Below are 17,869 nucleotides of genomic sequence, written 5' to 3'. Positions count from 1 at the left end.
TTAGCGACACACCCACCACGGCCCGACATCCACATGAAAATGATTGTGATGGGCGGCGTTGTAATCCGGGCTCAACACCACACTGAACATCTGACACGCACCGTCGCGGACCTGGCGTAGAAACCGTGAGTCCTGATTGTCCTTGGGCCAGTCCTTGAGCACGCTGACGGTTCGGCCGTCCGCCAGACGGAAACCGGCAATGTCCAAGGCATTGGCCGACGCATGCTGACTGAGTCTGCCGTTTTCTCGGTTATAAACATTACGACAGGCAAAGCTGCCGAGATGGTCGACCCGCGTTATCGCCTGCCCATACACCGCCTGCGCCGTGGGTTGCAGGACATGTCGATCAAACAGCGCGAACGACACTGCGAGACGGCAACTGGCGAGAAAGTTGCTGCTCAGGGCTATCTCACCCCCCTGCACCCGCAAGGTGTTGATCAACGGGCAGGCAGCGTCGGGACTGTCGGCCTGACGGGTCACGCGCAATCCGGAACTGCTCAAGGCCAGATCACACAACTGTGGGTCATCACGCAAACGCATCAACTTGAAGCGGGTCAGCACGTTCGGTTCTGCTTTCACATCCAGCGGCGCCCAAGGGTTCCACTGCGGTGGCAGGGAGATCCAGCCGCGCCAGACACTCACGCCCAATGCGCCAATGATCAACAGCACCAACAACAGCCCCCACCGAACCCGCATTGTCAGCCTTTGAACAGTTGATTAGCCTGCGCGTAAGGCATGGACCGCGAGGTAAACCCGAAGGTGCCCGAGGTCTTGATCTCTTCGGCCGCGCGGTAAAACTCGCCATACGCCGCCAGGGCCAGTGCCGAACCGACGCTGATGCGTTTGACGCCCATTTCGCTCAACTGCTCGACCGTGAGCTTGAGCCCGCCGGACATCAACACATTGACCGGTTTGGGCGCCACGGCACGGACCACCGCCAACACTTCTTCAGCACTGCGCAGCCCCGGTGCATAAAGCACGTCGGCCCCCGCCTCGGCGAACGCCTGCAACCGGCGAATGGTGTCGGCAAGATCGGGATTGCCATGCAGATAGTTCTCCGCCCGTGCGGTCAGCATGAAGGGGAACGGCAAGCTGCGCGCCGCCGCCACCGCTGCTTCAACGCGCGCCACGGCATGTTCGAAGCAGTAGATCGGCGCCGCTTCACGGCCCGTGGCATCTTCGATCGAGCCGCCGACAGCACCGGCCTCGGCTGCGCGCAAAATGCTGTGCGCGCACTCGGCGGGGTCGTCGGCAAAACCGTTTTCCAGATCCACCGCCACCGGCAGATCCGTCGCCGCGACAATCGCCCGAACATTCGCCAGCGTATCGTCCAGGGTCATCGCGCCGTCGGGGCGCGCATTGGAAAAGGCGTAACCGGCGCTGGTGGTCGCCAGCGCCTCGAACCCCAGGCTGGCGAGCATCTTCGCCGAGCCTGCGTCCCACGGATTGGGAATGACAAAAGCGCCAGCGCGTTCGTGCAGGGCTTTGAACGCTTGGGCTCGAAGTGTTTGCGCATCCATTGGCAGGCTCCTGTAAAGGGGACGAATCCGCCTCAGAGCAAGCCAAGTTGCTCCGTTGCGGGCTCTCTGTATAGCTCAGGCAGCGGCGGCAGGCCAGGCAATCGCAGCATCAACTGTGCGTGAAAACGTTGCGCCAGTTTGGCGGCCAAGAGGTTGTCGGCGGTATGCAGGAAGATGTAAGGCGTGCGGCCCTCTTCGATCCACGCGGCGATTTTTTCGACCCACGGCAGCAGAAACGGATCGTTGGCTTCCAACTGGGGATGGCCGATGAAACGCACTTGCGGGAACTGGGTGAATGCCGCCGGACGCGGCGGCACTTTGGGCTTTTTCGATTGAGCGTGGAGCACCGAGGGATCGGTCGACGTGCAACTGAACAGCGCGCGCGGATCGAGGCAGATGCGCTCGACGCCGCGATCCAGCAGCAGGCGATTGAGCATTCGCTCGGCATCTCCCTTGGCAAAGAACGCATCGTGGCGCACCTCGACGGCCAGTGGCCGTTCCAGCGCATCAATGAAAGCGGCCAGTTCGGGCAATCGTTGCGGCGTGAAGCTTTTCGACAATTGCAGCCACAACGGTGAAACCCTCTCACCCAAGGGGCTGAGCAATTGCACGAAGGTTTCGGCGGCAGTCAGTTGCTCGCGCAGGTCACCGCCGTGGCTGATGTCGCCGGGGAACTTGGCCGTGAAACGAAAGTGTTCGGGCATGGCCTCGTTCCAACGCTGCACCGTGGTGGCAGCCGGGCTCGCGTAGAAGGTCGTATTGCCTTCTACGGCGTTGAATATTTGGGCATAGAGATTTAGAAATTCGGAGGGTTTTGCATCAGGCGGATAGAGATAATCGCGCCAGGCGTTTTCACTCCAGGACGGGCAGCCGAGGTAGTAAGGCAGCAACATCAGATATACAGGTCAAGGCCCAGCACATCCGTATCCCAATCGACAAAACTGGCCGTGCTCAGGTAGCTGGCGAGTGCCGTGGCCACGTTTTTGCTCATGGCGCGCTGGTAGATCATGTCTTGCTGGCGAGCGGGGAGATTGCTCAGGCGTTGCGCAGAGGCTTTGGCAGCACGGGCAGCCATTTGCTCCTCGGAGGGGATTTCCAGCTCACCGTCGATATCGACGTAATCGTCTTCCGCCACAGGGCCTTTGCGAGGCTTGCGATTGATGGGATAGGACTGAGAGGAAACGCCGTCTATACGCATGAGTACATGTCCGGTATCAATGATGGCAGTCTAGTGGCGCATTACCCACTTCGCAAACCGCTCGGTGATAACTAGAACACAGAAAATGGAAAAGGTTTAAAAGCCGGGGTAATAAACTGACGATTGGCACTGGCTGACATACCGCTATCGCGAGCAGGCTCACTCCTACCCTGGATCTGCGGCGTTCACAAATCCCTTGTGGGAGCGAGCCTGCTCGCGATGGGACCCACTCGGTAGCGAAAAATCAACGAGCCTTAGGCGTCGCCACTTTATCGCGCAGGTAAACCGGCTGCGCCTCATCCGCGACAATCGCCTCACCGCGTTCCCAGGCAAAACGCGCGAGTGTGAGCAGGTCTTCGGCATGCGGCAATATGCCCGCGTCGTGCCCGGTCAGGTTCACGGCAATGCGCTCGACATACCCCCACCCCGTGCCCGCGCCAAACCACTCGCCGTTGGCATCCGCCGGCAACGCCGCCACTTCTGGTGGCAACACCGCTTCCTTGCCCACCAGGCGCATCTCCCCTGCCGTCTCGCGGTAGCAGCCCCAATACACTTCATCCATCCGTGCATCGATGGCGGCCGCGACCTGGCTTACACCGTGTTCGCGATACGCCCGTTGCGCCAGCACCGCCAGGTTCGACACCGGCAACACCGGGCGATCCAGCGCAAACGCCAAGCCTTGCACCACACCGATAGCGATCCGCACACCGGTAAACGCGCCCGGCCCGCGCCCGAAGGCAATGGCATCGACCGCTTGCAGGGTGGTCCCGGCATCGGCGAGCAATTGCTGAATCATCGGTAACAGCTTCTGCGCATGCAGGCGCGGGATCACCTCGTAATGGCTCGTGACTTTGCCGTCATGCAGCAAGGCAACGGAGCAAGCTTCAGTCGCGGTGTCCAGGGCCAGCAAGGTGCTCATCGATGTTTCCGTAAGAGAGGTCAGAAAAAGTGCGCCAGTATAAACAACTACGGCCCGCAAGCGGGCCGTAGAAGATGAAGCGTTTTTTTAGCTCAGTGCTTCAAGCACCTTGCCGGTGATTTCTTCAACCGAGCCAACACCTTCGACGTGGCTGTACTTCGGCTTGCCTTGAGCGGCGGACAGCTCCTGGTAAAACTTCACCAGAGGCTCGGTCTGGGCGTGGTAGACCGACAGGCGATGACGCACGGTTTCTTCGGTGTCGTCTTTGCGCTGTACCAGATCATCACCGGTGATGTCGTCTTTACCGGCAATTTTCGGCGGGTTGTAGACGATGTGGTACACGCGACCGCTGGCCTCGTGAACACGACGGCCAGCGATACGCTGGACGATATCTTCGTCTTTAACGTCGATTTCCAATACGTGGTCCAGCTCGACGCCGGCCTTCACCAGGGCTTCAGCCTGAGGAATGGTGCGCGGGAAACCGTCGAACAGGAAACCGTTGGCGCAATCAGCCTGGCTGATGCGTTCCTTGACCAGGTTGATGATCAGGTCATCGGAGACCAGGCCACCGCTGTCCATGACGCTCTTGGCGATCAGGCCCAGCTCGGTGCCGGCCTTGACCGCTGCACGCAACATGTCGCCGGTGGAGATTTGCGGAATGCCGAATTTCTCGGTGATGAACTGTGCCTGAGTACCTTTACCGGCCCCGGGAGCTCCCAGCAGAATGACGCGCATCGATGTGCTCCTCAATTTTTATATGGATAACGTCAGATTCGCCTCGTGGGGCCAATCTCAAAATAGGGTCGTGGCCGCCCAAACGGCCAAAGGCTGATCAAGATACACAGCAGTTCCTGCCCACACAAGCCGCCGAAAGTCGGAGAAACCACCGCCTTATGTGGCGTTTCGATGCAGTGCACCAAGTCGCAACCCCATCATTAACTGTCGCGTGTTCGACCTTTTCAGGCACTCGCCCACAGGCACTGAACGCCTGCGCCGAGTGCCTCTTCCCACGCCAAAAAACCTTAGCCGGTATTGCGCAAACCGGCGGCAATCCCCGCCACAGACACCAGCAACGCCTGTTCTACCGGGCTGCCTTGGGCCATGTCCTGTTGCCTGGAACGGGCCAGCAACTCCGCCTGCAATAGATGAAGCGGGTCTAGGTAGGTGTTGCGCAAGCGGATGAATTCCAGGGTGTCTGGGCTATGTGCCAGTAGCTGCGACTGACCGGTCAACCCCAGGACCACAGCACACGCCTGCGACAATAGGTCGCGTAAATGCACACCTAAAGGAAGCAAATCCGGCTCGACCAAGCGCTCATCGTAGGATCGGGCGATATCCGCGTCCGCTTTGGCCAGGACCATCTCCAGCATGTCGATGCGGGTGCGGAAGAACGGCCATTGCTCGCGCATCTGCCCCAACAACTCGCCTTCACCGCGCTCCAGCGCCTTGCTCAACGCGGCCTCCCAGCCCAACCAGGCCGGCAACATCAGGCGTGTCTGGGTCCAGCCGAAGATCCACGGAATGGCGCGCAGGCTTTCGATACCGCCGGCGCGGCGTTTGGCCGGGCGACTGCCCAGCGGCAGGCGCCCCAGCTCCTGTTCCGGCGTCGACTGGCGGAAATACTCGACAAACTGCGGGTTCTCACGCACAACAGCGCGGTACGCCTTCACGCCATCGGCGGCCAATTCATCCATCAAATGGCGCCAGGCCGGCTCCGGTGGTGGCGGTGGCAGCAAGGTCGCTTCCAATACCGCAGCCAGATACAGATTGAGGTTTTGCTCGGCGATGTCCGGCAGGCCGAATTTGAAACGAATCATTTCCCCTTGCTCGGTGGTGCGGAAACGCCCGGCGACCGAACCCGGCGGCTGCGACAAAATTGCCGCGTGCGCCGGACCGCCACCACGTCCCACGGTGCCACCGCGACCGTGGAACAACAGCAGCTCCACTTGTTGCTCGCGACAGATGTCGACCAAGCGTTCCTGCGCCCGATACTGCGCCCAGGCCGCCGCCGTCGTACCGGCATCCTTGGCCGAGTCGGAGTAGCCAATCATCACTTCCTGCGGGCCTTGCAAGCGCGAGCGATAGCCTGGCAGCAGCAATAGCTTTTCGATCACCGGACCGGCGTTGTCGAGGTCCGCGAGGGTTTCGAATAGCGGCACCACGCGCATCGGCCGCAGCACGCCAGCTTCTTTGAGCAGCAGTTGCACGGCGAGCACGTCGGAGGCGGCACCGGCCATGGAGATCACATACGAACCGAGCGAAGCTGCTGGCGCGGCGGCGATTTCCCGACAAGTTGCGAGCACTTCGGCGGTGTCGGCGGAGGGCTTGAAATACGTCGGCAACAAGGGTCGACGGCTGTTCAGCTCGCGCATCAGGAAGGCAATGCGCTCGTCCTCGCTCCAGTCTTCGTAGCGACCGAGGCCCAGGTAATCGGTGATTTCGGTCATGGCCGCGGTATGCCGCGACGAATCCTGACGCACATCGAGGCGCACCAGAAACAGGCCGAAGGTCACCGCCCGCCGCAGGCAGTCGAGCAGCGGGCCGTCGGCGATCACGCCCATGCCGCACTCATGCAACGAGTGGTAGCACAGCTCCAGCGGATCCAGCAGGTCGCGGTTGTTTTGCAGCACATCGGCCGGTGCCGGGGTGGTTGTCGTCAAGGCTGCATGCGCCCAGTTACGCGTCGCCCGCAGGCGTTCGCGCAACTGTTTGAGCACGGCACGATACGGTTCAGCGCTGTCCCCGGCCTTGGCTATTAATGCCTCGCTGGCCTGTTGCATCGACAACTCTGCCGCCAGCTGATCGACATCTCGCACGTACAAATCAGCGGCCATCCAGCGCGCCAGCAGCAATACTTCGCGGGTGACGCTAGCGGTCACGTTGGGATTGCCGTCACGGTCGCCGCCCATCCACGAGGCGAAACGAATCGGTGCGGCCTGCAGTGGCAAGTGCAGGCCGGTGGCGTCATACAGGGCTTTGTCGGCCTTGCGCAGGTAATTGGGGATCGCCTGCCACAGCGAATGTTCGATCACCGCGAAGCCCCACTTGGCTTCGTCTACCGGCGTCGGGCGGGTGCGACGGATTTCCTCGGTGTGCCAGGCTTCGGCGATCAAGCGCTGCAATTTCGCCTGGATCTGCTCGCGTTCAGCCGGGATAAGGTCACGGTGGTCTTGCGCAGCCAGTTGCGCGGCAATCGCGTCGTACTTCTGGATCAGCGTGCGGCGCGCGACTTCGGTTGGGTGCGCGGTCAACACCAGTTCGATTTCCAGTCGCCCCAACTGCCGGGCCAAGGCGTCGGCGCTGTGGCCTTCGGTGCGCAAGCGGGCGAGCAGTTCCGGCAATACGCGCGCCTCGAACGGTGCAGGCTGCGAGGCTTCGCGGCGGTGAATCAGCTGATATTGCTCGGCAATGTTGGCCAGGTTGAGAAACTGGTTGAACGCCCGCGCCACCGGCAGCAACTCATCTTCGCTCAATTGGTTGAGGCTGGCGCTCAGTTCGGCGTCCATGGAACCGCGACGGTCGGCCTTGGCGCCCTTGCGGATTTGCTCGATCTTGTCGAGAAAACCGTCCCCGTACTGTTCACGAATGGTGTTGCCCAGCAGCTCACCCAGCAAGTGAACGTCTTCGCGCAAGCGTGCATCAATATCGGTCATCAGCAGTTCTCCAGCAAAAATCCGGGCGGCCATGAACATCATGCTTTGGCCCCAAGAGTGCCGCCGTAAAGCCGTTCTTACAAGCAAACGACGAAGCGACTTTAAACTCCGTGCGTAGAAGCTAGTCTGAAGGGAAAGCCACACGACGGCTTTCGCCGGCCAATGCCGGTCACTGACACGGCCTGCCACGAGCAGGAACGCACTGAGGTCACTATGAAAATTCGCGAGCTTGCCCAGCATTGGGAAGAAAACGCCAAGGGTCGCCTGACTGAAACGGGCTACACCATTCATCTGGACGTGGAAGCCGCCGCACGGCTGGCGGCCATTACCGACATGTACCCCAAACGCCAACCCGAAGAGCTTTTGGGCGAACTGATCGGCGCCGCCCTGGAGGAGCTCGAAAAAAGCTTTCCCTACGTGAAAGGCTCGACCGTTGTGGCCACTGACGAAGAAGGTGATCCGCTGTACGAAGACGTCGGTCCCACACCGCGTTTTCTTGCATTGTCCCGGCGTCATTTGCACGATTTATCGGCCGGTAGCGACAAGCAAAAACACTGATTCTGCCGATCTAAAACTGTGGGAGCGAGCTTGCTCGCGATTGCGGTCTGACATTCAACATTTTTGTTGTCTGACACTCCGCTATCGCGAGCAAGCTCGCTCCCACAGGGGTTGTAATCCCCTTCAAAAATGGTGTGCTCCCGAGCGTTAAAAAGCTCGGGGATACCGCCTCTCATCACCAAAGTTCCCGACTTAGAGCCTTGCCTGCTTTCTTCCATGCAGGATCAATTTCTCTGAACTTTTAAAAAATGCCACCGGTCGTACCCAGTAACCACGCCTGGTACGGTCGTTTCATTTCGCGCATCAAGTATGTCGGCTACGGCTCCAGACCAGGATGGACATTCAAGTTTTTCAGGAGTTATTCCAATGGAGTTGAAGACCATGAAAACCCGAACTGCCAATACCTCAATCACTCACTTGCGCGGCCTGAAACTGGCGGCCCTGGCCATCGGCAGCAGTTTCATCCTGGCCGGTTGCGCAGGCAACCCGCCGACCGAGCAATACGCCGTCACCCAATCCGCCGTCAACGACGCAGTGAGTGCCGGTGGCACCGAGTTCGCGGCCGTGGAGATGAAGTCCGCGCAAGACAAGTTCAAACAAGCCGAAATCGCCATGCACGACAAAAAATACGATGAGGCCAGACTGCTGGCCGAACAAGCCGAGTGGGACGCTCGCGTCGCCGAACGCAAGGCTCAGGCAATGAAAGCCCAACAGACGCTCAAGGACTCTCAGCAAGGTGTTCAGGAACTGCGTCAGGAAAGTCAGCGCACCGTGCAATAAGCGCGCATCCAGACCCCAGACCTGAAGCTCTTACCGATAGAAAGGACGAACGACTATGCGTACCCAATTGATGATCCCCGCTCTCCTCGCCGCAAGTGTTGCCTTGGCCGCCTGCTCCACCCCGCCCAACGCGAACCTGGAACAGGCGCGTACCAACTACAGCGGCCTGCAAACCAACCCGCAAGCCAGCAAGGTCGCGGCACTGGAAACCAAGGAAGCCAGTGATTACCTGGACAAAGCCGACAAGGCCTATCAGGACAAGGAAGACCAGGCCACGGTCGACCAACTGGCCTACCTGACCAATTCGCGCGTTGAAGTGGCCAAGCAGACCATCGCCCTGCGCACCGCTGAAGCCAACCTGAAAAACGCGTCGGCACAACGTGCCCAGGCGCGTCTTGATGCACGAGATGCACAGATCCAGCAGTTGCAGAACAGCCTGAACGCCAAGCAAACCGACCGCGGCACCTTGGTGACCTTTGGTGATGTGTTGTTTGCCACGGACCGGGCTGACCTGAAATCCAATGGTCTGGTGAACATCAACAAACTGGCGCAATTCCTCGCGGAAAACCCGGATCGTAAAGCGATTGTCGAGGGTTATACCGACAGCACCGGCACCGAGAGCCACAACCAGTCGTTGTCGGAGCGTCGCGCCGGTTCTGTGCGCACGGCGCTGGTGAAAATGGGCGTTGATCCGGCGCGAATCGTCGCTCAGGGTTACGGCAAGGAATACCCGGTCGCGGAGAACTCCAGCGCGTCGGGCCGGGCGATGAACCGTCGGGTGGAGGTGACCATCTCCAATGACAACCAGCCGGTGATCCCGCGTTCGGCGGTGAGTGCGAACTAAGCAAAAGCTGCTGAAACACAAAAGCCCCGGCTGAGTCGATCTGCCGGGGCTTTTATTATCTTTGCAGATCACTCAAAACCCTGTGGGACTTTAATTATCTCAAATCCGGGTTACTGCTCCAGCTTCTGCGGCGTTTCCTGCCCCATGCAACGCACGGCTTTTTTCTTGTTGTTGACCAACACACCGGTCAGGCCTTTTTGCTCGGTGTCGAACAGCACCAGCACGCCATCGATGCATTGGGCGACTTGCGCGGCCGGCTCCAGGGAGACTTTGTAGTCTTCACCCGGCAAGGTCTTGAGCATGGTGAAGTCGCTGAGCAGCAACGCATCCTCAGGCTTGGCGAAATGCAGGTAGCCGTAGAACCACAAGGCGCCAACGGTGCCGAGGATGCTGCAGATACCGGTGATGATCAGCGGGATGGCGTTTCGTTCTTCACTCATTGCGGGCTCTCTGATGGTTCATCTTCTGAAATCGGGGGTGCCGGGTAATTGGGGATTTCACCCAAGCGGCGCAGGCCGTTGAAATGCTGCGGGTCGTCGAGATAACGCAGCATGACTTTTTGCCAGACCGGGTTGGTCAACGTCTGCACATGACCGCCTCGGGTCAATTGCAGCACGCGTGGCGGCGGCGCAGCTTGATACAGACGGATGCCGTTGGAAAGGGGCACGATCGGATCGTCGATGCTGTAGTAGAACAGTATCGGCACACCTTTGAGCTGCGCTATCGAGTTGATTGCGCTGTCACCGTCCGGCACCAGCCAGGATAACGGCACCTGGAACGGCCAGGTCAGCCATGAGGTACTCAAGACAAATTGGCCGACACTGCGATAGCTGCCGGGCACCCCGTCAAGAACCATGGCGTTGAGTTGTTTCTGGCGCTCGGGGTGTTGAACCAGATAGTGCACGGCCATCGAACCACCGAGGCTTTGGCCGAGCAGGATCAAAGGTTTGCCTTTGACCTCAGGTGCCTGATCGAGCCATTTGAACGCGGCGTCAATGTCCTGATAGATCGCCGGCAGGCTCGGCTTCCCTTCGGATAACCCGTAGCCGCGATAGTCGATCATCAGCACTTGATAGCCGTGCTTGGGCAACCAATAGCTCCCACCCAGGTGCATCGGCAAATTGCCGCCGTTACCGTGCAAGTGCAGCACCGTGCCTTTGACCTCGACCCCTTTTTTGGCCGGCAACCACCAAGCGTTCAGCTTGAGGCCATCTGCGGTGACAAGGGTGACTTCGCGGTAGTCCAGATGAGCTTTTTGCGGGGTGAACAGCTGTCCGGGCTCGGGATAGAACAACAGGGAGCTGCAACCGCTCAAGCTCAGAAGCAGGCAAAAAATGCCGAGGAATCGCATCCGTTGAAACCTCGCAGAAATGGGTTGGAATACATCCCCACTGTGGGAGCGAGCCTGCTCGCGAAAGCGGTGTGTCAGTCAACATCCATGTTGAATGGTGAATCGCATTCGCGAGCAGGCTCGCTCTCACAGGGGATCTAATGATCGCTACAGGATGTTTGAGTAATCCGCTTCGATCCGGTCCAGGCTCAGGTGATTGAGGAAGTTGGAGAAGCACATCCACGCCGACAGCGCGTTCAGGTCGCGGAACTGATCCGGCAGATATTTCGGCGGCACCACCAACCCTTCATCCACCAACTGGCGCATGGTGCGCATGTCTTCCAGGGTGGTCTTGCCGCAAAACAACAGCGGGATCTGCTCAAGCTTGCCTTTACGCACGGCCAACTGAATGTAGTTGTAAACCATGATAAAGCCCTTGAGATAGGACAAGTCTTTGGTAAATGGCAGGCCGTTGGGCACCGATCCACGGAACACCCGGCTCGCGTTACCGTAGCTTTCCGCCATTTCGAAGCCTTGTTCGCGGAAGAAGTCGAAGATCTGCAGGAAGTCGGCCCCCTCCTCCACCATGTGAATGGCGCGGGTGCGGTTGGTCAGTTTGCGCAAGCGACTCGGGTAGGAAGCAAAGGTGATGATTTCCATCAGGATCGCCAGGCCTTCCTGCGTCACCGTCGACGATGGCGGGCCTTTGGACAGGAAAGTGCAGATCGGCTGGTTCAAGCCGTTGAGCGTGGTGCCGACATGCACCAGGCCTTCGTGCACTTCCAGGGCACGCACGTCGCGGTCGTTGAACATCGCATCGGTGCGTATCTTGATGTAGTCGGCGCCGGCCGCCGCATCGGCGACGATCCCGTCGGACTCGAACACCCGAATGGTTTCTTCGGCCTCGCCAAACACCTTGTTCAATCGGGTTTGCAACAAGTGCACGGCTTCCTTGGCCGTGAGGACTTTTGGCTCATCCTTGAGATCGCCACGGCCGTCGATGTTGTTCAGGTAATCGGAAAGCATCAACCCAAGATCGGCCAGGGTCGGGTCGCCGGCGTGAAACGCGTCGGAGGCGGCGCCGTACAGTTCCTGGGAAATCAGGCCGAAATCCTCGGTACCACGCGCTTCAAGCATGCGCACCACCATCCGGTATTCCTTGCACATGCGGCGCATGATCTGGCCGACCGGGTTGAACTGGCCGAGCTGACGGGTGATGTCGCGTTCGATGTTCTGGAATTCCAGCTTCACTTTGCTGGAGTCAAACGACAGCGGCCGATTGAGGTAGTAATCGCGGTCAATGGCCGGCATTTCCTTGCCCTTGGCCTTGAGGAACCCTTGGCGGATGCTGTCGTCCCACTTGACCGCATCAAGGACGCGAATCGGCGTCTGTGCCAGCACAATGCGATCGGACAAAATGCGTATCGTCTGCTGGTATTCGTCCACCCGTAACTCCTGTAGTAAAACCGTTATGTGCTGGGTTTATTTGCTTTTGGCCAGGCGCTGATAACGCACGGCTTCGACGAAAACATCGGAATTGGCCGGATCGTCAAGGTAGCTGAAGACCTGATCCATCGCGTTGTTGACCAAGACCCCGTCGCCATCGTCGGTCTGGAAGCCTTCGCCGCTCAAGATTTCCTGTCCGCGGGCCTGGTTGATCTGCTCGACATCGAGGTTGTAGACCACCAGTTCTTTTTTGTCCGTGATCTCGAAACCGGCAATGGTGAAATGGCCGCCGAATCTGGCGGGCACTTTCGCCGACAGATACCAGCGGCTGCCATGACGCGAGACGGTGAAGGGATACGCTTCACGTTCACCGGGTTTGGCCTTGAAGTAGCTGACGGCCTGATAGCGATTGTCGCCAATGCGCGTCAGCTCCAGATTCATCGGCTCGCCCCACGCGTTGGTGCTGGTCCATTTGCCGAGCAAACCTTTGGGCGCGGGGTCGCTTGCGGGCAGAGGCTCCTTGAAGGTCACCAGGCAGCCACTGAGCAGCAGGAACGACAAGGCGATTACCACGACGCGCCAGGCTTTCATTCAACACTCCCTATGAACACACGCAGTCCTGTAGCAGCTGCCGAAGGCTGCGTTCGGCTGCGAAGCAGTCGTAAAATCTGAATCCCGAATCAACTGAAGGAACACGGTGGCAGGTTTACGACGACTTCGTCGCCGGACGCAGCCTGCGGCAGCTGCTACAGGGACCGAGCTAAGCTCATACCGACGCGAGTACCAGGTGCATGTAACGATTGAGGATACCGAGCATTTCTACTTCACCTACAGGCTCGGCGTCGTTGAGCAGGCCCTGATATTCCATCCGTCCGATAATCGCCGTCAACACTTTGGCATCCTCTTGTGGCTCACGCGAACCCAATACCTCGAAAAGCTGGCGCGTACCCTGGAGAAGAATCTGCTGATGCGCGCGCACCAACTCCGCCAGACGCGGGTTCAACAAAGCCTCTTGGCGGAACGCCTGTTCAGCCATCAGGTGCTCACGACGGTTGATCAGTTGGCGGTGCACATAGTCCGTCATCAACCGTGCAATATCGTCCGCCAGTTTCGAACGCGCCTGCGGGGTGCCGTCGCCACTGAGCACCATCTCGCGCAGCAGGCCTTCATTGTTTACCCACAGTTTGGCCATGAACGCGGCACTGCGTTCCACGTACTGAGCGAAGGTATCGGTGAGCAAGTCATCGATATCCTTGAAATAGTAGGTGGTCGCTGACAGCGGCACCCCAGCTTCGGCGGCCACCGCGCGGTGACGCACGGCCCGCACGCCATCGCGCACGACAATACGCATCGCCGCATCGAGAATGACCTGTCGACGCTGTTCGCTCCCCTGTCGGCTGGCCTTGCGGCCTTGGTACTGAACACTTTCAGCGACCGCAGTGGCGATATCCGCTGCACCTTCTTGAGCCATTGCATGATTCACGACAGGTCTTTCCTTTCAGGTGAAAGCAACAAATTGATACGTTTGTACCAGACAGGCAATAAAAAGCCGCCTGAAAAGGCGGCTTTTTTATTGAAACACTTACGCTTGCGGCCGCATGTGCGGGAACAGGATCACGTCGCGGATCGACGGTGAGTTGGTCAGCAGCATCACCAGACGGTCGATGCCGATGCCTTCACCGGCCGTTGGCGGCATGCCATATTCCAGCGCGCGAACGAAGTCGGCGTCGTAGTGCATGGCTTCGTCGTCGCCCGCGTCCTTGTCGGCGACCTGAGCCATGAAACGCTCGGCCTGGTCTTCCGCGTCGTTCAACTCGGAGTAGGCGTTGGCGATTTCACGGCCGCCGATGAACAGTTCAAAACGGTCGGTGACGTTCGGGTTGTCATCGTTGCGACGGGCCAGCGGCGACACTTCGAACGGGTACTCGGTGATGAAGTGCGGTTGCTCCAGCTTGTGCTCGACCAGCTCTTCGAAAATCATCACTTGCAGCTTGCCCAGACCTTCGAAGCCCAGCACCTTGGCGCCGGCCTTTTTGGCGATGGCGCGAGCCGTGTCGATGTCTTGCAGGTCGGCAGCGGTCAGCTCAGGGTTGTACTTGAGGATCGAGTCGAATACCGACAGACGCACGAACGGTTCACCGAAGTGGAACACTTTGTCGCCGTAAGGCACGTCGGTGCTGCCCAGAACCAGCTGCGCCAGTTCACGGAACAGCTCTTCGGTCAGGTCCATGTTGTCTTCGTAGTCGGCGTACGCCTGGTAGAACTCCAACATGGTGAATTCAGGGTTGTGACGAGTCGAAACGCCCTCGTTACGGAAGTTGCGGTTGATCTCGAACACTTTCTCGAAACCGCCAACAACGAGGCGCTTGAGGTACAACTCAGGCGCGATACGCAGGAACATGCCCATGTCCAGCGCGTTGTGGTGAGTCTCGAACGGCTTGGCCGCTGCACCACCCGGGATGGTTTGCAGCATCGGCGTTTCGACTTCCAGGAAGTCGCGCTGCATCAGGAAGGTGCGGATGTGCGCAATCACTTGCGAACGCACGCGGAAAGTCTGACGCACGTCTTCGTTGACGATCAGGTCAACGTAACGCTGACGGTAGCGCTGCTCGGTGTCGGTCAGGCCATGGTGCTTGTCCGGCAGCGGGCGCAGCGACTTGGTCAGCAGGCGCACGCTGGTCATTTCGACGTAAAGATCGCCCTTGCCGGAACGCGCCAGGGTGCCTTCGGCGGCAATGATGTCGCCCATGTCCCAGGTTTTCACCGCGGCCAGGGTATCTTCGGACAGGGTTTTACGGTTGACGTAAACCTGGATGCGACCGGTCATGTCCTGGATCACCATGAACGAGCCACGGTTGAGCATGATGCGACCGGCAACCTTGACCGGGATTGCAGCCTCTGCCAGCTCTTCCTTGGTCTTGTCCGCGTACTGTTTCTGCAAGTCATTGCAGTAGTTGTCGCGGCGGAAGTCGTTCGGGAAGGCATTGCCCTTGGCGCGCTCGGCAGCAAGCTTTTCCTTGCGCAGGGCGATCAGGGAGTTTTCTTCCTGTTGCAGGGCTTGCGGGTCGAGATCTAGGTCGCTCATGTCTTTAAATATTCCATCAGGTTCGTTGTCCCCAGCCTGCGGCTGGGGATCGCGGGCAAGTCGGATCGCCGCACCGCCGCTACCACAGGGATCGCGCGTAGTCAGGCGATCCGGTATTGCATCGCTTACAGGCCTTGTTTCAGGCTGGCCACCAGGTATTCGTCGATGTCGCCGTCGAGCACCTTGTCGCAGTCGCTGCGTTCGATGTTAGTGCGCAAATCCTTGATTCGCGACGCATCGAGTACATACGAGCGGATCTGGTGACCCCAGCCGATGTCGGACTTGGTGTCTTCCAGGGCCTGGGAAGCGGCGTTGCGTTTCTGCACTTCCTGCTCGTACAAGCGCGCCCGCAACATTTTCATCGCGGTGTCTTTGTTGGCGTGCTGGGAGCGTTCGTTCTGGCAGCTGACCACGGTATTGGACGGTACGTGGGTGATACGCACGGCCGAGTCGGTGGTGTTTACGTGCTGACCACCGGCACCGGAGGAGCGGTAGGTGTCGATGCGCAGGTCCGACGGGTTGATGTCGATTTCGATGTTGTCATCGATTTCCGGCGACACGAACACGGCCGAGAACGAGGTGTGACGACGGTTGCCGGAGTCGAACGGGCTCTTGCGCACTAGACGGTGCACGCCGATCTCGGTACGCAACCAGCCAAAGGCGTATTCGCCCTTGATGTGAACGGTAGCGCCCTTGATCCCGGCCACTTCACCGGCCGACAGCTCCATGATGGTCGCGTCGAAACCGCGTTTGTCAGCCCAGCGCAGGTACATGCGCAGCAGGATGTTGGCCCAGTCTTGGGCCTCGGTGCCACCGGAGCCGGCCTGGATGTCCAGGTAGGCGTTATTGGCGTCCATTTCACCGCTGAACATGCGACGGAATTCGAGTTTTTCCAGCGACTCGCGCAGGCGCTCGACTTCGGCGGCGACGTCATCGACGGCGGCCTGGTCTTCTTCTTCGGCGGACATCAGCAGCAGGTCTTTGGCATCAGCCAGGCCGGAGTGCATCTCGTCGAGGGTTTCGACGATCTGTGCCAGCAGCGACCGCTCGCGGCCCAGTTCCTGAGCGTACGCCGGGTTGTTCCAGACAGACGGATCTTCAAGCTCGCGATTGACTTCGGTCAGACGCTCATGCTTTTGATCGTAGTCAAAGATACCCCCGAATAGTTTCGGAGCGCTCGGACAGGTCCTTGATACTGTTAAGGATCGGGTTGATTTCCATGGCGGGCAGCACTCGTTGGCGAACTTTTGAAAGCCGGCGAGTATAACGGCAAACGGCTGGAAACGGCAGTCCGCCCGGCGGCTTTAGGCACGAATGGCTGAAACAATGGAACATCCCTGTAGCAGCGGTCGAGCCCCGCGAGGCTGTGTCCGGGCCGGGGTCGCGCTCGACCGAAGTCCTCGCCAATCCTGCGCACGCGGTTTGTCTGGAATTTCGAATTGTGGTTTTACGACGGCTTCGCCGCCGGACGCAGCCTCGCAGGCTCGGCAGCTGCTACAGAACGCGTATTAGCTCACTCGATCCCCACCTGATTTCGCCCATTGTTCTTCGCACGGTACAGCCCCTTGTCCGCCGCCGAGATCAATTGCCGGCAGTTGCTGCCCGGTTGCGGGACCACGGTAGACAGGCCAATGCTGACAGTCAGGTTTGAACCTTCTGTCGGTGCAATATGCGCAATCTTCAGCGCCGCCACGGTTTGGCGAAGTTTCTCCGCCACCAGACGTGCGCCGCCCGGCGTGGTATTGGGCAGCACCAACGCAAACTCTTCGCCACCATAACGGGCCGGCAGATCGGACGGACGAGCACCGGCGTCGCGGATCGCGTCAGCCACCTTGCGCAGGGCTTCATCGCCCTCCACATGACCGAAGTTGTCGTTGAAGGACTTGAAGTAATCGACATCGATCATCAGCAGCGACAGTTGGCTCTGGTCACGTTGCGCACGTCGCCACTCCAGTTCCAGGTACTCATCAAAATGCCGGCGGTTCGACAGCCCGGTCAAGCCGTCGGAGTTCATCAACCGTTGCAGCACTAGATTGGTGTCGAGCAGTTGCTGCTGGCTGACCCGCAACGCACGGTAAGCCGCATCGCGTTGCAACAGCATCGTGTAGGAACGCGAGTGATAGCGGATCCGCGCCACCAGTTCAATGTTGTCCGGCAGCTTCACCAGATAGTCATTGGCGCCGGCGGCAAACGCCGCGCTCTTGATCAGCGGGTCTTCCTTGGTCGACAGGACAATGATCGGAATGTCCTTGGTCGCCGGATGATTGCGGTACTCGCGCACCAGGCTCAGCCCGTCCAGGCTGGGCATCACCAGGTCCTGAAGGATCACCGTCGGCTTGATCCGGATCGCCTGGGCGATGGCCTGGTGCGGGTCGGAGCAGAAGTGGAAGTCGATGTTCTCTTCGTTCGACAACCCGCGACGCACGGCTTCGCCGATCATCGCCTGATCGTCCACCAACAACACCATGGCGGCGTTTTCGTTGGTTTTGAATTCGTCGAGCTGTAATTCATTCATGTGCGGTCACCTGAAGTACTA

At 59.4% G+C, this 17,869-nt stretch carries 18 protein-coding genes; 3 read left to right on the top strand and 15 right to left on the bottom strand.

Annotated features, from left to right (window positions below):
- The 7 genes from J2Y56_RS07085 to ppc form a co-directional block, all read right to left on the bottom strand.
- Positions 1-696 carry an extensin family protein gene (locus J2Y56_RS07085; protein WP_310349465.1) on the bottom strand — a complete coding sequence of 232 codons (696 nt, stop codon included), beginning with the start codon at positions 694-696 and terminating at the stop codon, positions 1-3.
- A gap of 2 nt (positions 697-698) precedes the next feature.
- Positions 699-1,520 (bottom strand): isocitrate lyase/phosphoenolpyruvate mutase family protein, encoded by an 822-nt coding sequence (locus tag J2Y56_RS07080; protein ID WP_310349463.1) that lies wholly within the window; start codon positions 1,518-1,520, stop codon positions 699-701.
- Positions 1,521-1,552: 32 nt separating this feature from the next.
- Positions 1,553-2,413, bottom strand: a complete 861-nt coding sequence (locus J2Y56_RS07075; RefSeq protein WP_310349461.1) for a DUF72 domain-containing protein — start codon at positions 2,411-2,413, stop codon at positions 1,553-1,555.
- On the bottom strand, positions 2,413-2,718 hold the full coding sequence (locus J2Y56_RS07070) for a hypothetical protein (protein ID WP_310349460.1): 306 nt from the start codon (positions 2,716-2,718) through the stop codon (positions 2,413-2,415). The genes J2Y56_RS07075 and J2Y56_RS07070 overlap by 1 nt, the downstream gene beginning before the upstream one ends.
- 244 nt (positions 2,719-2,962) lie before the next feature.
- A complete protein-coding gene (tsaB, locus tag J2Y56_RS07065; RefSeq protein ID WP_310349458.1) occupies positions 2,963-3,637 on the bottom strand; it encodes a tRNA (adenosine(37)-N6)-threonylcarbamoyltransferase complex dimerization subunit type 1 TsaB in 675 nt (224 codons plus the stop codon).
- Positions 3,638-3,724: 87 nt separating this feature from the next.
- A complete protein-coding gene (gene adk / locus J2Y56_RS07060) occupies positions 3,725-4,372 on the bottom strand; it encodes an adenylate kinase (protein ID WP_007948316.1) in 648 nt (215 codons plus the stop codon).
- Between the two features lie 287 nt (positions 4,373-4,659).
- On the bottom strand, positions 4,660-7,290 hold the full coding sequence (ppc, locus tag J2Y56_RS07055) for a phosphoenolpyruvate carboxylase (RefSeq protein WP_007948315.1): 2,631 nt from the start codon (positions 7,288-7,290) through the stop codon (positions 4,660-4,662).
- Positions 7,291-7,503: 213 nt separating this feature from the next.
- Here ppc and J2Y56_RS07050 point away from each other — a divergent pair, with 213 nt between their 5' ends.
- The 3 genes from J2Y56_RS07050 to J2Y56_RS07040 all read left to right on the top strand — a co-directional run bounded on the left by J2Y56_RS07050 (position 7,504) and on the right by J2Y56_RS07040 (position 9,472).
- Positions 7,504-7,848, top strand: coding sequence for a hypothetical protein (locus J2Y56_RS07050; RefSeq protein ID WP_007948314.1), 345 nt, complete (start codon positions 7,504-7,506; stop codon positions 7,846-7,848).
- 366 nt (positions 7,849-8,214) lie between these two features.
- Positions 8,215-8,628, top strand: a complete 414-nt coding sequence (locus J2Y56_RS07045) for a DUF4398 domain-containing protein (RefSeq protein WP_310337204.1) — start codon at positions 8,215-8,217, stop codon at positions 8,626-8,628.
- 55 nt (positions 8,629-8,683) lie between these two features.
- A complete protein-coding gene (locus tag J2Y56_RS07040) occupies positions 8,684-9,472 on the top strand; it encodes an OmpA family protein (protein WP_007948311.1) in 789 nt (262 codons plus the stop codon).
- 110 nt (positions 9,473-9,582) lie between these two features.
- On the opposite strand, the gene J2Y56_RS07035 is transcribed toward J2Y56_RS07040, so the two are convergent.
- The 8 genes from J2Y56_RS07035 to J2Y56_RS07000 all read right to left on the bottom strand — a co-directional run bounded on the left by J2Y56_RS07035 (position 9,583) and on the right by J2Y56_RS07000 (position 17,848).
- The gene (locus J2Y56_RS07035; protein ID WP_007948310.1) at positions 9,583-9,912 is read right to left on the bottom strand and encodes a hypothetical protein; all 330 of its coding nucleotides are present in this window, start codon (positions 9,910-9,912) and stop codon (positions 9,583-9,585) included.
- Positions 9,909-10,823: an alpha/beta hydrolase gene (locus J2Y56_RS07030; protein WP_310349456.1), complete on the bottom strand. Its 915-nt coding sequence runs from the start codon at positions 10,821-10,823 to the stop codon at positions 9,909-9,911. Before J2Y56_RS07030 ends, J2Y56_RS07035 begins: the two co-directional genes overlap by 4 nt.
- Before the next feature lie 147 nt (positions 10,824-10,970).
- Positions 10,971-12,248 (bottom strand): flavohemoglobin expression-modulating QEGLA motif protein, encoded by a 1,278-nt coding sequence (locus J2Y56_RS07025; RefSeq protein WP_150779412.1) that lies wholly within the window; start codon positions 12,246-12,248, stop codon positions 10,971-10,973.
- A gap of 36 nt (positions 12,249-12,284) precedes the next feature.
- Entirely contained in the window at positions 12,285-12,839 is a 555-nt protein-coding gene (locus J2Y56_RS07020; protein ID WP_007948307.1) for a hypothetical protein, read from the bottom strand.
- 175 nt (positions 12,840-13,014) lie between these two features.
- Entirely contained in the window at positions 13,015-13,731 is a 717-nt protein-coding gene (locus J2Y56_RS07015) for a TetR/AcrR family transcriptional regulator (RefSeq protein ID WP_007948306.1), read from the bottom strand.
- A gap of 99 nt (positions 13,732-13,830) precedes the next feature.
- A complete protein-coding gene (lysS, locus tag J2Y56_RS07010; protein WP_310349454.1) occupies positions 13,831-15,333 on the bottom strand; it encodes a lysine--tRNA ligase in 1,503 nt (500 codons plus the stop codon).
- A gap of 125 nt (positions 15,334-15,458) precedes the next feature.
- Positions 15,459-16,554, bottom strand: a protein-coding gene (gene prfB, locus J2Y56_RS07005) for a peptide chain release factor 2 (protein ID WP_122837662.1) whose coding sequence is annotated in 2 segments (ribosomal slippage) — positions 15,459-16,481 and positions 16,483-16,554 — 1,095 coding nt in all. Because the reading frame shifts where the segments join, the coding sequence is not laid out codon by codon here.
- Between the two features lie 292 nt (positions 16,555-16,846).
- The gene (locus J2Y56_RS07000) at positions 16,847-17,848 is read right to left on the bottom strand and encodes a PleD family two-component system response regulator (RefSeq protein WP_310349451.1); all 1,002 of its coding nucleotides are present in this window, start codon (positions 17,846-17,848) and stop codon (positions 16,847-16,849) included.
- Positions 17,849-17,869 lie beyond the last annotated feature (21 nt).

It is taken from the genome of Pseudomonas sp. BE134, from assembly GCF_031456105.1.
In the GTDB taxonomy this organism is placed as follows: domain Bacteria; phylum Pseudomonadota; class Gammaproteobacteria; order Pseudomonadales; family Pseudomonadaceae; genus Aquipseudomonas.
Note: the sequence above shows the minus strand (reverse complement) of the source record. Positions and strands in the feature narration are given on the sequence as shown.

What these genes read in the sequence shown, in the direction of transcription:
- J2Y56_RS07045 (WP_310337204.1), top strand. Translation starts at nt 8,215, where the DNA reads ATGGAGTTGAAGACCATGAAAACCCGAACTGCCAATACCTCAATCACT.
- adk (WP_007948316.1), bottom strand. Translation starts at nt 4,372, where the DNA reads ATGCGCGTCATTCTGCTGGGAGCTCCCGGGGCCGGTAAAGGTACTCAG.
- tsaB (WP_310349458.1), bottom strand. Translation starts at nt 3,637, where the DNA reads ATGAGCACCTTGCTGGCCCTGGACACCGCGACTGAAGCTTGCTCCGTT.
- lysS (WP_310349454.1), bottom strand. Translation starts at nt 15,333, where the DNA reads ATGAGCGACCTAGATCTCGACCCGCAAGCCCTGCAACAGGAAGAAAAC.
- J2Y56_RS07075 (WP_310349461.1), bottom strand. Translation starts at nt 2,413, where the DNA reads ATGTTGCTGCCTTACTACCTCGGCTGCCCGTCCTGGAGTGAAAACGCC.
- ppc (WP_007948315.1), bottom strand. Translation starts at nt 7,290, where the DNA reads ATGACCGATATTGATGCACGCTTGCGCGAAGACGTTCACTTGCTGGGT.
- J2Y56_RS07030 (WP_310349456.1), bottom strand. Translation starts at nt 10,823, where the DNA reads ATGCGATTCCTCGGCATTTTTTGCCTGCTTCTGAGCTTGAGCGGTTGC.
- J2Y56_RS07020 (WP_007948307.1), bottom strand. Translation starts at nt 12,839, where the DNA reads ATGAAAGCCTGGCGCGTCGTGGTAATCGCCTTGTCGTTCCTGCTGCTC.
- J2Y56_RS07050 (WP_007948314.1), top strand. Translation starts at nt 7,504, where the DNA reads ATGAAAATTCGCGAGCTTGCCCAGCATTGGGAAGAAAACGCCAAGGGT.
- J2Y56_RS07000 (WP_310349451.1), bottom strand. Translation starts at nt 17,848, where the DNA reads ATGAATGAATTACAGCTCGACGAATTCAAAACCAACGAAAACGCCGCC.
- J2Y56_RS07070 (WP_310349460.1), bottom strand. Translation starts at nt 2,718, where the DNA reads ATGCGTATAGACGGCGTTTCCTCTCAGTCCTATCCCATCAATCGCAAG.
- J2Y56_RS07040 (WP_007948311.1), top strand. Translation starts at nt 8,684, where the DNA reads ATGCGTACCCAATTGATGATCCCCGCTCTCCTCGCCGCAAGTGTTGCC.
- J2Y56_RS07080 (WP_310349463.1), bottom strand. Translation starts at nt 1,520, where the DNA reads ATGGATGCGCAAACACTTCGAGCCCAAGCGTTCAAAGCCCTGCACGAA.
- J2Y56_RS07085 (WP_310349465.1), bottom strand. Translation starts at nt 696, where the DNA reads ATGCGGGTTCGGTGGGGGCTGTTGTTGGTGCTGTTGATCATTGGCGCA.
- J2Y56_RS07035 (WP_007948310.1), bottom strand. Translation starts at nt 9,912, where the DNA reads ATGAGTGAAGAACGAAACGCCATCCCGCTGATCATCACCGGTATCTGC.